The sequence below is a fragment of the Gammaproteobacteria bacterium genome (genome assembly GCA_041395445.1).
Classification (GTDB): Bacteria; Pseudomonadota; Gammaproteobacteria; order Xanthomonadales; family Marinicellaceae; genus NORP309.
The window spans coordinates 108,504-122,065 of record JAWLAO010000006.1 but is presented as its reverse complement, the minus strand read 5'-3'; the positions used below and the strand labels follow the sequence as shown (position 1 = coordinate 122,065).

12 protein-coding genes are annotated in these 13,562 nt (G+C 38.3%); 4 read left to right on the top strand and 8 right to left on the bottom strand.

Annotated elements, in window-relative coordinates; translation table 11 throughout:
• Positions 1-38 precede the first annotated feature (38 nt).
• The gene (locus R3F25_10750) at positions 39-2,645 is read right to left on the bottom strand and encodes a TonB-dependent receptor (protein ID MEZ5497283.1); all 2,607 of its coding nucleotides are present in this window, start codon (positions 2,643-2,645) and stop codon (positions 39-41) included.
• Between the two features lie 269 nt (positions 2,646-2,914).
• On the opposite strand from R3F25_10750, the gene R3F25_10745 reads away from it, so the two are divergent.
• Positions 2,915-3,445 carry a DUF2937 family protein gene (locus tag R3F25_10745; protein ID MEZ5497282.1) on the top strand — a complete coding sequence of 177 codons (531 nt, stop codon included), beginning with the start codon at positions 2,915-2,917 and terminating at the stop codon, positions 3,443-3,445.
• Positions 3,446-3,459: 14 nt separating this feature from the next.
• On the opposite strand, the gene R3F25_10740 is transcribed toward R3F25_10745, so the two are convergent.
• Entirely contained in the window at positions 3,460-3,822 is a 363-nt protein-coding gene (locus tag R3F25_10740) for a hypothetical protein (GenBank protein ID MEZ5497281.1), read from the bottom strand.
• Positions 3,823-4,010: 188 nt separating this feature from the next.
• On the opposite strand from R3F25_10740, the gene pyk reads away from it, so the two are divergent.
• Positions 4,011-5,435: a pyruvate kinase gene (gene pyk, locus R3F25_10735; protein MEZ5497280.1), complete on the top strand. Its 1,425-nt coding sequence runs from the start codon at positions 4,011-4,013 to the stop codon at positions 5,433-5,435.
• Between the two features lies 1 nt (position 5,436).
• On the opposite strand, the gene R3F25_10730 is transcribed toward pyk, so the two are convergent.
• From R3F25_10730 to R3F25_10720, 3 genes are all read right to left on the bottom strand, one after another.
• On the bottom strand, positions 5,437-6,135 hold the full coding sequence (locus R3F25_10730; protein ID MEZ5497279.1) for a murein L,D-transpeptidase family protein: 699 nt from the start codon (positions 6,133-6,135) through the stop codon (positions 5,437-5,439).
• A gap of 97 nt (positions 6,136-6,232) precedes the next feature.
• Complete coding sequence (locus tag R3F25_10725; GenBank protein ID MEZ5497278.1) at positions 6,233-6,589, bottom strand: cytochrome c; 357 nt, start codon at positions 6,587-6,589, stop codon at positions 6,233-6,235.
• Positions 6,590-6,598: 9 nt separating this feature from the next.
• Complete coding sequence (locus R3F25_10720) at positions 6,599-6,910, bottom strand: cytochrome c (protein MEZ5497277.1); 312 nt, start codon at positions 6,908-6,910, stop codon at positions 6,599-6,601.
• Between the two features lie 175 nt (positions 6,911-7,085).
• Between R3F25_10720 and R3F25_10715 the strand changes: the two genes are divergently transcribed.
• On the top strand, positions 7,086-7,991 hold the full coding sequence (locus R3F25_10715; protein ID MEZ5497276.1) for a hypothetical protein: 906 nt from the start codon (positions 7,086-7,088) through the stop codon (positions 7,989-7,991).
• 4 nt (positions 7,992-7,995) lie between these two features.
• Positions 7,996-8,826, top strand: coding sequence for an ABC transporter substrate-binding protein (locus R3F25_10710; GenBank protein MEZ5497275.1), 831 nt, complete (start codon positions 7,996-7,998; stop codon positions 8,824-8,826).
• Positions 8,827-8,916: 90 nt separating this feature from the next.
• On the opposite strand, the gene R3F25_10705 is transcribed toward R3F25_10710, so the two are convergent.
• The 3 genes from R3F25_10705 to R3F25_10695 all read right to left on the bottom strand — a co-directional run bounded on the left by R3F25_10705 (position 8,917) and on the right by R3F25_10695 (position 13,544).
• A complete protein-coding gene (locus R3F25_10705) occupies positions 8,917-10,752 on the bottom strand; it encodes a SpoIID/LytB domain-containing protein (GenBank protein MEZ5497274.1) in 1,836 nt (611 codons plus the stop codon).
• A 284-nt stretch (positions 10,753-11,036) separates the two neighbouring features.
• Positions 11,037-12,752 (bottom strand): hypothetical protein, encoded by a 1,716-nt coding sequence (locus R3F25_10700; protein MEZ5497273.1) that lies wholly within the window; start codon positions 12,750-12,752, stop codon positions 11,037-11,039.
• 27 nt (positions 12,753-12,779) lie between these two features.
• Complete coding sequence (locus R3F25_10695; GenBank protein ID MEZ5497272.1) at positions 12,780-13,544, bottom strand: isoprenylcysteine carboxylmethyltransferase family protein; 765 nt, start codon at positions 13,542-13,544, stop codon at positions 12,780-12,782.
• Positions 13,545-13,562 lie beyond the last annotated feature (18 nt).

The window sequence follows — 13,562 nt, the reverse complement described above, 5'->3', positions numbered from 1 at the left end:
CAATTATTATCGATATGTAACTAAAATGTCAATAATCTTTAAAGTTCATATCTCAGACGGAAGTAGTAGAAACCACCACCAAAACCTCCCGGTGAAGCCTGACCATAAATATTACCGGCACCGCCGAATACTTCATCAGGATATTCATCAGTTACGTTTTGAGCTCCAACTGTCAATGTATAATGCTCATTGAAATTGTATGCAGCTTCTACATCTAAGAACAAGTTGTCACCAACGAAGACATTGTCACCGGTGTCATAAATACCACTGTAGTGATTTAAACGACCTAGGAAACGCCAGTCTCCAACTGTGTGATTCGCAGAGAAACTCCAACGAGTTTCAGGTAAACCTCTTTCTTGCTCCAAGACTCTTTCATCACCTAATAATGGAATATCACCTATAACAGGATTTCCCTCAACATCAAATAGTGGATTGCCCATGTCATCACTTAGTTGCCCTCTATAAGTATCAACATGTACAACATCCGTTTCAGTATGGTTAAACGATAACACGAAATCTGTATTACCATTACCAATTTCTGTCGAGTAAGTTGCAACCACATCAATACCACGAGTTTCTGTATCATAACCATTTGTGAAGTAGCGGAAATTTCTTAGATTTGCCGCGCTGGTTACACCGGATGCAATCAAAGCATCAACTTCTTCTTGTGATAATGCATGATTTTCAGAAAGCGTTAAACGTCCATCCAAATCAATTGCAAAGTAATCAACTGTCAAATCGATACCTGCAAAATTCACTACCGCACCGAATGTAAAGTTAGTTGATTCCTCTGCATCAAGAGGCTGTCCTCCCTTTGATAAAGCCACAGGATTTATTGAAGGAATTGTACCGTTATTGACTAACTGACCATTTTCAAACTGAGTCGAGACATTAAAGGCATTGGATTGACCAGGAGTCGGGGCTCTGAAGCCTGTACTCCAAGCACTACGCAATGCAAAAGCATCTGTAAACTCATAGCGAGCTGCCACTTTACCATTGGTTGTAGTACCAAAGTCTTCAAAATCTTCGAAACGCAATGCTACACCTATCAACAAACTTTCAGTTACATCTGCTTCTAAATCGACATAAGCTGCATAGTTAGAACGCTCCCAACTACCAGCTGCCAGATTTGAGAAACCCGGAAAACCATTTGAAGCTGAACTAAATCCTTGAGCCGCATAAGGACCAATCTCGAATGATGCTTGATCACCTGTTGTAATCTGGAATGTTTCTGAACGATACTCAAGACCCATTGCTACGTTTAGGTCTGAAGCAAAACTTCCAACTGCAAAACCTTTAGACACATCAAAGTTCAAATTCTTTTCAGTTTGAGTGTATGAACCCGGATAAAATTCAGTCGGCGTTTGTGGACCTAAAGAAGCATTTACGGTATTGCGAATTGTGAAGTCTGCACTACTGCGTCCATAAGTTCCACTTAAATCCCAATTCCATCCGCTTCCGGACTCGCCTCTTAACCCGACAACGGTCGAGAAATCTTCAACATCACCACCGAATCTCGGAGTGAATCCGCCAGGGAACATCTTTTGGAATGTGAAACAGTTTGGATTTGCCAAAACTTCAGCCAATCTTTGAGGGTCAGGTGCATTATTAACAATAGGAACAACCGGACAACCTGCAGAACCATCTAAAATACCATCAGCAGCATCCAATACGTCACCAACCAATAAAGTTTGGCCACCATCATTGCTGAATACACCACCGCGAGTGTTTGGATTTCTGAAGTAGAATCCGCCATCAACAGATTTGGAACCATAATTTCCAAATGCATAGAACTCTTTATCTTCATCCAGCTGCAAGCCCATGTTATAAACGAATTTTATATCGTTATCAATTTTGGGTTGTCCCCAAATTTGTGCCGGATTTGCAACAGCTGTATTTCCTGCAGCAACTAACGCCGCAGCATCCGCTCTTTGATAAGAACGGTTTGTGTCATCGGCTTCACCGTATTCAAAAGTCAGGTTAACAAAACCGTTATCGGTGAAAGGCAAACCAATATTACCGGCAACTGAATATGTATCTCCGTCACCTTCATAGAAAGAACCATATCTGACTTCAAAACTTCCACCCTCATTCGCATCTTTTAATTGGAAATTCATCACACCGGCAATCGCATCAGAACCATACTGAGCAGCAGCACCGTCTCTTAATACGCCAACTTGTTTCAATGCAATTGCCGGAATTTGTGAAATATCTGGACCTTGTGCACCATCAGCAACACCATTTCCTAACCAGGAAATAACCGCAGCACGATGACGACGCTTATTATTAACCAACATCAATGTGTGATCAGGAGCCAAACCACGGAGGTTAGCCGGACGTACCAAAGTTGCCGCATCACTAATTGCCTGTGTGTTCACATTGTATGACGGAACAACATTACGTAATAAGTTACTTAAATCAGTTTCACCTTGATTGACAAAATCGTCACCGCCGATGACATCAACAGGAACTGCAGAATCAGTCGCTGAACGAGGAGCACGGCGAGAGCCCAATACCACCACCTCTTCAACTTCAGCTTCTTCTGCTCCATCCTCTTGAGCAACAGCTTGGGTTGATAAACCAACGGTGAACGGTGCAAACATTGCTAAAAACAATGCCGTTCTTTTGTTAAATTTATTTTTCATTATTTCAGTCTCCCAGACTGGTTGTTATTATTTAAGTTAAGTTTAATGTTATACGAATATTTATTCGTATCAGTAAATATAGCAGGCAAAAAAATCAAGTCAAGCATGAAATTAATTAATCTTTTTAATAAATTTTATTCATCCAAAAAATAAAACGAACATTTTCATTAACAATGGTGTCGATGAGTTTACCAAGCCGTCATCGCAATTGATGGAGTTTTTTTAAAGTTTATGTTATTTTGAATAACACTGGATTTAACAATTGTAGAATGAACTTAATCAAACAGCTTGTTGATAAAATATTTTTCGCCACCGGGGTTATTCTGTTTCTTCAACTCCCTCATTTTATTGATCAATACACACAAAGAGTTGGCGGGTATTCCGAATCACAAAATCAGCAACTAGACAAATATCTGTCAATTGCTACAAATGGCTATGACGGAAACATTCAAAAATTGATTGAGAGCTTTAAAAACTCAAAAGATGAAGCGATACGAAAAACAGGAGAAAACATTGAAGAAGTTCAACTTGATGTTAGAGATTTAAAAGAAGAACTCAATGTGCTCGAAACCGAGGGCTTATTCAAAAAAATACTATTTCTGACAACGCATACACGTTTTGATTTAGCAAAAGGCACATTGAAATCATTTCAGCCCGGAGTGCCTCTCAACCTCTGGACCTTTGTATATGGCTTATTTGGCGGAATATTATTTAGCATGTTTTTTAACGGGGTGATTTTTCTTCCTAAGAAAATGATTCAAAAAAGACAATTAAAAAGAAGCCGAACCTTTGCCAGCTAACAATTAAAAATCAATTATTTGGATTGCTTGTAGTTCCTTTTTACAATCACCATAAAGATTCTTATCAAAACATAAAATAAAAAACCGGCGACTGCGAAATAAACTCCCCAATGATTGATTATCACCGCATTAAATCCATAATCAATCGCACGTGCATAATCCCAGACCATTGGCACAACTCCTACCAAAGCAATTGCAACAGCAAAAAATGTCAGCATTTTGAATCGATACATCTTATCGCGATAATCACGATATTTGATGACCTTGAGACGTTCCATCTCTTCCTTGTTTAAATTAAAGGAAAAACCACATTCGGGACATTTTTCAGACTTATCTGAAATTCTCTGCTTACATGAAGGACAATTAATTAATGCCATTTAGTACCGCTATTTAAAAATTGTCAGTTTAACAGCAGAGTCACATACATTGCAAAATATTTCATTCATCTTAAGTAAGCCTCTTGTTGATATTATTAAATGATTATAAATCATTAATTTCTTAACAAACCATTACGAAAATGTTTAAATTATCCGAATTTACAAATACTCAATCTAACAGGATTAAAGTGATAAAACACAAAACAAAAATCGTCGCCACATTAGGTCCGGTGAGCAACAACCCAAGAAAAATAAAGGAATTAATCGAAGCCGGGGTCAATGTCTTTCGACTCAACTTCTCTCATGGCTCTCACGAACAACACAAAAAAAGCTATGATGCCATCCGATCCGCTGCTGATGAACTGAAACAAGTCGTAGGAATTTTGCTAGATTTGCAAGGTCCTAAAATACGCATTGGAAAATTTGAAAAAGGAAAAATTAAATTAGTTGAAAATGACTCATTTATACTCTCTTGTTCAGATGATTGCATAGGCAATGCTGAGCGCGCCTGCGTCAGTTATAAAGATTTGTACAAAGACGTCAAAGAAGGAGATGAATTGTTGCTGGATGACGGCAAACTTAAGGTTATTGTAACAAAAATCGAAAACTCTGACATTAATACCAAAGTCATTGTTGGCGGCAAACTTTCAGACAATAAAGGAATCAACATTCCATCCGCAGACCTATCGGTCGCTGCCCTCACCAAAAAAGATATTGAAGATTTAGAGTATGGCGTGGCACTTGGTGTCGATTGGGTTGCACTCAGCTTTGTCAGAAAACCGGAAGATTTACTTCTCGCCAGACATTATCTCAAACTTCATGGTTCCGATGCCAAACTCATGGCAAAAATTGAAAAACCAAGTGCGATTAAGAATTTTGATGAAATTCTAAAAATTGCCGATGGCATCATGGTGGCACGTGGTGATTTGGGAGTTGAATTATCTCCTCAAGAAGTCCCCATGTTGCAGAAAAAGCTCATTCGCCTTTCCAGACAAGCGGGTAAACCGGTTATTACTGCCACTCAAATGCTGGAAAGCATGATTGACAACCCGATTCCAACACGAGCAGAAGCCAGTGATGTTGCCAATGCCATATTTGACGGAACTGATGCCATCATGTTATCAGCCGAAACCGCGGTTGGAACTTATCCCATAGAAGCTGTCAGCACCATGAGAAAAATTGCTAACACCGTTGAGAACGACATGGAATACATTGTTCGTATGCAGGAAAGAACATTGGATACTGAGGAAACCACTCCGGATGCGGTTGCATCAGCAGCGTGTAATATTGCCAGTAATATCAAAGCAAAAGTCATGGTTTGTTTCAGCAGTTCCGGAGCAACAGCTCTGCGTGTCGCTCGCAACAGAATTCAAACCAATGTCATTGCCATTTCGCCAAAATTAAAATCCTGTCAGCAATTAGCACTCAGCTGGGGAATTCACCCGATGCTCTCACCGGATGCCAACAATACCAGTGAAATGGTCGATATTTCTGAGGCAATTATTCGCAAATGCGATGCCGCAAAAGTTGGCGAGCGTTATGTTATCACCGCCGGTGTTCCTTTTGGAAAATCAGGCACAACGAATGTTATCAGGGTTGAAAAGTTGAAATAGCTTATTCGAAAATATAATTCTTGGATTCAACAGTCACATTGGGGGGATATCTTTTTTCTTCAAAGTAATCATATCCTTGTTTCAGATTTTGCCAAAAAGTGTACCATTGGTTATTGGAATGCTTTTGCAGGTTTTCATCGGACATTTTGAAAGGAAAAATATGCACTCGAAAAAATGATTGACCATTGTTTAAAGCAGAATGGACTATGGTGTATATCTCTTCAATTTTATCATCTGTCATGGCATAACATCCAATGGACACACAATCACCGTGAACCATCAATGCGCTTCCCGTTCGCCCATACGCACGATCAAAAGCATTGGGGTACCCCAAGTTAAATGATAAATGGTAACTACTGTATGGATTTAATTGTTGAGGAGTTACAAAATAAAACCCTTCAGGAGCCATGCCATCACCTTCGGATTGCTTGGGTCCCAAACCACCGAACCCAAATGTACAAATCGGATAAGTATTAAATAACTCAAATCGAGAATTATTTTGCACCCAGATTTCCAATTTGGCTTCTTGTTTAAAAATTCGGATAAAAACCGGTCGTCCCAATTGCAATCCTTTTTGTGTAAATTCCGTTTGTAATAATGGCGTGTATTTATCAACTGCGGCTTTGGAACGTGAGCTTTCTGGAATTACTTGCGACATTATGGAAAATGATAAAAACAGGAGAACAATAAAATACTTCATAAAATTTCTGACAGTAGCTCAATCTATTTGTTCCTTTCACGAATAAAAAAGCCCGTGATGAACACAGGCTTTGATTTCTTAATCAGTCTAAGATTTTTTATTTGATAGATAAATCTGTCAACCTTTTTTCTGTCAACGATGAATAATAAGTAGCAACATTGACAATATCTTCATCAGTTAGTGTTGCAGCAAAACCGGACATGATAGGGTTTTTTCTGGCGCCGGATTTATAGTCACTTAATGCCTGAATCATATAATCAGCAAATTGACCTGATAATTTTGGATAAGTGTCATTGATACCTTGTCCGTCCATACCATGACAAGATTGGCAAACTTGCTTAACTTTCTCTTCACCTTTGGCTTTATCGCCACTCAAGTTATCACCTTTTGCCAGCACACCTGAAGAAACAAATAAGCCTAAAACCAACAACATTAGTGTTTTAATATTTTTCATGATTTTCCCCTATTTATTTAAAGATGCGAAGTAAGAAGCGATATCAGCAATATCCTGATCTGATAAGCTACCGGCCTGAGCTTTCATAGTTGGATGAGAACGCTCACCGGAACGATAAGCCTTCAATGCCGCTGCAATATATCCCTCGTTTTGTCCGCCCAATTTAGGAACATGATAGACAGGATATGCATTCATATAATTTTTGATTCCATGACATCCTGTGCAAGTATAAGACAAAGCTTTCCCATTGACTGCATCTCCAGCAGCAAAAACCTGTCCTGCACACATCATTAAAAATGATACTAATAGTAATCTTTTCATTCTACCCTCAGATTTTTAGTTTTGCAGGATTATACATTGATAAAATCAAATTTTCACGATTGAATAACATTTTCTGAACAATTGTATTTATATTAGAAAACATTAATATAATGAAAAAATAGACATTTACCAGCGCTTAAATATAGAATGTCGAAAACCATATTGAGAAATTTTAATGAAATTATTATCAAAACTAATGTTATTGGCTGTTCTTATAGCAACAACAGCTCAGGCTGAACAAACATTCAAACCTTTTGTGTTGGCATCAACTGAACCTGCTGATTTCACAGAAACATTAGAAAAGACCCGCAGCAATCTTGAAAATGCCGGTTTTACTGTGATTGGAGAATATTCTCCATTTGCCGATCATACATTGCTGATTGTCACTAATGATGAAGCTCTCAAAGTCGCATCCATGTCAAAAAGAGGAGCCTACGGAGCTCCGCAAAGAATCTCTGTAAGCAAACACGGAGAAGAAGTTGAAGTTAGTTATGCCAATCCGCTGTATTTTGAAAAAGCCTATTGGTTAAAAGGCTCGCTAGCCGAAGTTGACAACAAACTCAGGGAAACCTTAGGATATATTAAAGAATTTGGTTCAGAAGAAGGATTGACCGCTAAAAAACTGAAAAAATATCATTATATGTTTTCTATGCCCTACTTCGATGACCCTTATGAATATGATGAGTATGATTCGTATGAACAAGCTGTCAGCGAAGTGGAGAAACGTCTGAATACAGAAGGTGATCCATTGTCTTTAGTTTATAAACTGGAAATTCCGGGAACTAATATGACATTGTTTGGCGTGCAGATGAAAGCTACCGGAAAAGACGAAGATGAAGAAGATCTGGATGAAAAATACCAAATGAGCATTGTTGATTTTGAACGTCCGGCTAAAACTGCTTACTTTCCGTATGAAATACTTGTTAACAACAACGAAGTCGAAGCATTGCACATGAAATTCAGAATGGCGCTTTACTTCCCTGACCTACCAATGACAGGAGCACACGGGTTCACTAAATTAATGTCTTCACCCGGTGAAATTGATGATGCTTTTGAAGAATTAATCGAAGATTATCGCTAAACTCATGTTGAAAAACAAAAAATCAAAGCCGGTTCTGTACCGGCTTTCTTTATTACTGTTCATCAGTTTTATGGCATCCTGTTCTGAAACAAGTGATGTTATTGACACTCGATCCAACGTCCGAATGATTGCTCTGGCTCCACACCTTGCGGAACTTGCCGAATCTGCCGGTGCACTCGATTCACTTGTAGGAATCGTGTCATATACTCAACTTGAGTCTGAAAAAATAATCGAAGGTGTCGGCGATGCTTTTAAAGTTGATTACGAAAAAATAATTTCACTCAAACCTGATTATGTATTCGTCTGGAAGGATGGAAATCCTGCCAGTGTGATTCACAAACTAAAATCTCTGGGTTTAAATGTGTTAGAGATAGAAATCCAAAAGTTAGCAGATATACCGCGAACCATTGAGCAAATTGCCAAAATTGCAGGTACTGAATCTATAGCTCAGCAAAATATCAATCTTTTTCATTCAGTCATCAACAAGCACAAAAACCAATTCAAGCCCCAAAGAAATATCTTTATCGAAACTTATCACCAACCTCTTTACACTGTTTCAGGCACTCACTGGTTGAGTGAAGCAGCAATGATATGCGGATATGAAAATACTTTTAGTGAAATGCAACCGTTATCAGCTCCAATTAACATTGAATCAGTCATCGACAAAAATCCGGATGTAATTCTCAATATAGCATTAAAAAAAGATAATCAATGGCAGAAATGGAAAGATATTAATGCCGTTAAAAACAATCGAATTCTGACGATTTCACCTAACTTGATGTCACATCCGAATATGAGGTTACTGGAAGGAATAGAGAAATTGTGTGAGTTTTAATAATTATTTTGAAACATACAATTTCTGCCACAATTTGATTACCTCCGTGATTCTCCGTGTCTCCTCCGCGAAACTCTGTGTTCCTTAAATTCATAACTCGAACCCATCTCTAAAAATCAAATCACCTTCTTCCAAAACTTCCAGAGCACCAGTTTGAGTATATACTTGCAACAACCAATCGGCAGATGAGATTTGATTATTGCCATCAACATCCAAGTAGAGAGCCGTTATTAAATCATATATTCCAGGTAACACGCTCGCATCTAACTGAAAAGGTCTGTCCAGAACCGAAACACCTGCTTGATTAACAGTAGTACTGACATCATTGGCGAGATCTGAAAAATATGCAACGCCGTCATATAGACTAGCACCAAGCAAAACCGGACCGAAAGGTTGGTTGGTATCACTTGAGTTAAAAATATTAAAATAAATCGTCAAGAGTTCATTTTGATTGATAACAGAACCACTGATTGCAATGGAGTTCAGTCGAATCGGGGTGCTGGCGAATTGACTCCGCATGCCTGAGGGATTGTTATTGGCATTATAGTAAAAATCAACAATATCCGCAAAACTGCTACCGTTTAAAGCCTGATATTGAGTTCCCCATTGCGACATTCCCCGACCATGTCCAAAACAACCATGATTGCTGGATAAAGAATCGGATAAACAAGGCCATCCGGCAGATGGAGAACCAACATATCCGTTACCACAAGATAAATCCACATTCGTGCAACTTAATCCGTCATTGGGGTCATCCCAACTGTTATTTTGGGCTGAATATTCAGACCGAGCCAATTCTCCGTTTAAATCGAGCATTATCCCATTGGTAGCAGCAGCTGCATTCATAGTGGACGAATATCCGGTATATCCGAATGCCTGACAACAAGGTCCGGCACAAATATCATATCCGGGATAAGTGCCATTGATGACATGCCATGCACCGTAAGAACGATATGGAATACTGCCAGCCTTTAAACTGTCGGAATCCCACGATGAAATCCACTCATTATCCAGACCTCGCTGAACATAAGTTTCCAGCGAGTAAACCTGACTGGTTGAGCAATTGGAACCGCAACAAGTTCCGCCTGTACTGCTAAAGCCCACCCGAATACTGGCCGGAGGTTCAAGATAAACCGCACCGGATGATCTTTCAAGAATAACGGGTAAGTTATATTCACTTGGTTGATGAGAAAGCTTTGCTCTAACCCATTGAGAGTTTCTATCTTTAAATCCACCTTTTTTCAGAGGGTGTGTCATATCTATTTTTTTAATGCCACTTCCAGCATCGAGTTCAATCACCATTTGCAATGATGAACCCGTACCAACCTCTGTCAATAATTGAGATTGATAACCTTGCTGTTGTATTAAAATCTCAATAGTTTCCGGTAATTTTTCACTAAAATAAAACAAACCATAATCATCTGTATAAGTTTCCGTTTTATCTGAATCATTATTAACACTAATAGCCACATTGCGCAGAGGCATACCGGAATTTTTATCATAAATATAACCACAGAGAGTTGAATCTTCACAGAGATTTCTAGATTTCGGCTCATATACTGATTGATCAAGCATTATTTGCTCAAGCACAACATTCGAGTTTGCATTTATGTAAGTTTGTAAAGTTTTATAACCATCAGCTGAGACTGTAAGCAGACGAAAATCAGAACCGGGTGATAATTGAACGGCAGTTTTTTGTGTATAGATAACTTCTGAATTGAGTATTAAAATATCAGCCAATGGCTTTTTACCAAGTTTGATATTCCTTAAATCTTCAGTAGTTAAATCATTGGCATCAATTGATTGAATCAGAATTTCAGCATCAATCAATGCACCAGTTTGGCTGTCACGGACTTTAAGTGAATCTGCTTGCACTATTGATATTGATAAATATCCAAATAACAGAACCTTTATTACTTTACACATTGATAATCATCTAAATAACACAGATAGTTATCGAATCATTCTAAGCTAAAATTTGAGAGCGTCAATCTATTGCTTGTTATATTGAGGATTGTACAAACAAAAACCCACCAACCTGAAAAAGAGAAAACAGATTAGTGGGTCAAATGCTTTTGTTAAAACCACAAAGTTAGATTTCACCATAAAGTACATGAAGTACATAAAGTTTTTATAAACTGAGATTTTTGTAATTTGTATGATTAATATCCTTCAATAACTTCATGCTCTTCATGGTTAACAATCATTTATCAATCAAACCCGCTTGCAAAGATAGTATCTGAAAGATAGGTTTCATCGGCTCCGGCATCTCTGAAGCCGAATATGTTAACCTGACTCGGATCATCCCATATATTCTGCCCTTCAAAATCCTGATCCAATGAGTTTACTGTACTTGGGCACAAATCAGCTGCTTCTGAATGTCCACGCACATGGTAGTCACGGTTGACAACATCAATAAAGTTAGGAAAAGCAACTAATGATTGAGTAAATTGATTCAAACCGTCGCTTGAATTTACAACCAGACAGTTTTCAATCCCAGTGACGCCAGTCATTGAAGCCGTAACGCCCGGATCAGGATCATAGATAATTGAATTTTCCAAAGTATAGCTACCACCATCAATTCGAAGCGAAGACCCTATTACATCGTTGTAAGCAGAGGTCACATGATTCATAATGAAATCGCTATTGTGAATACTAAAGTTGTAGATATCTTCCCAACCGTCTGCATTTCCTGCACCATTATCATGTACCATTGATGCTCTCACTTTGATGTCTGCACCAAAATCAGCATATAAAACCACTCCATTATCAGCACGGTTGTCTGAAATATCCGTGTAAGAAATATCAATATTTCCGCCTATAGAGTAAATTGCTCCACCAAATCCACCATTTGTAGTTGCCTCATTGGCTACAATCTGATTGCAGTTTTTTTGATTCCAGCAACTTCCGTTGAACTTGCCTACAATTAGTTCTGCTGCATTATTAACAGATATTCCACCACCATGAACCGCTGAATTCTCTTTTATCAAACCACCATAAACTTCCAGCTTTGTTCCAGCACCAGTTAGATACGCGGCCCCACCTTCACCACTCCCATTAAAGTTGGAATCTGCAAAGTTTTCTGTAATGTTAATAAATTCATCTATTAAGTAGCTTTGTAGTTTAACAACAGATCCGCCTTGAGCATAGATTCCACCTCCATGATTACTGGATGAGTTTCCTGCAATGCCTTTGAAATTGAACAAAGAACCACTGGTGCCTGATCGAATTTCCACTTCGCAACCTGATCCGGCATACAATCCACCACCTAGACCGTATGAATTTGATGAATTATATGCACTATTTAATATGATTCCACTATCCTTGCTAAGTCTTACAAATCCTTGATGACAATAGATACCACCACCATTGTAAACTGCTTCATTAGACAAAATCTTTGATTCTTCGAGACTTAGAGAAACACTGGGACCATAGAGAAAAACTCCACCTCCAAAATTTCCATTATTATTACTCACAATACTTCTTCTGAGAACAATTTTTATACCATTATTGTTAGTTTCTCTAACCGAAATACCTCCACCTTGTTGACTACCAAGTCCAACACCATTTTTTAACTTCAAGCTGTCAATAATAACTGTTATAAGGTCATTCCCATCAGAAATACTTATTACCGGAGCCTGATTGTTGCCGTTAATTGTTGTAACACCATTTTTAATACCTAACTGAGCATCATTACAATTTTCATATCCTCCTTGAATAAGAATGCTCCTGTCAATCTGAATATTCTCAACAATTTCAATCTGTTTGGTTACACGAATTTCACCGGCAAAACCATCAACCAAATTTTGAATGCTAGTATTTGCGATGTTGTAAGTGCAATTTGCGTCGTTTCCTAAAGTAACCGGAACAGCCAAACTATGAACAGATGCCAACATTAAACCGATAAATGTAAATACTTTTTTCATGTTATTCTCCTTTTAGAATTTTGATATTTAAGATTTTGAAACCAATTCTTTTTCAGTGAGCTTCCTTGCTTTTAAAGCAGGAATAATCATTGGCACAGCCTCTTTGTACTGTCTGTATTTTTCGCCAAATTCAGCTTCCAAATCTTTTTCTTCAAATTGCACTGCAACCAAAATATAAGCCGTACACATCAATGCAAATACCAGATGAGAAACTGTCATAATCGGAGTCGCCCAGAACACAATCAACCAACCAACATACAATGGATGTCTGACTCTTTTGTACAGCGAAGGCATTACAAATTTTGCAGGAGGAAGTTTTTGACCTTTTAGCTCACACCAAATTTGTTTCAAGCCAAAAAGATGAAAGTGGTCGATTAAGAATGTCGCGATAACAACTAAAGCCCAACCGAACATATAGAATGTCAAAACACTGTTTTTGATAAACTCACTTTCTGTGCTCCAAATCACTCCGCCCATAGGCTCCCAAAACCAGAAAATAGCGACCATCGCCACATTCGACAAAAATACATAAGTTGGTCTTTCAGCAGCATTTGGAATATATTTAGTGAACCACTTTTTGAAAGCAGGTCTTGCCATTACACTATGTTGAATGGCGAATAATGCCAACAATCCCAGATTGATCATCAAAGCCTGACTAAAAGGAATGTTTGGAAGTGCATCCAGTGAGTTACTGACTTTTATATTACCGATAAAACCGATTCCCCAGACACACACGCCTAAGAACATGACATAAGATAAGATACCGTATATAAATATTGTTAATTTTTTCATTTTATTTACCCCTTGTTG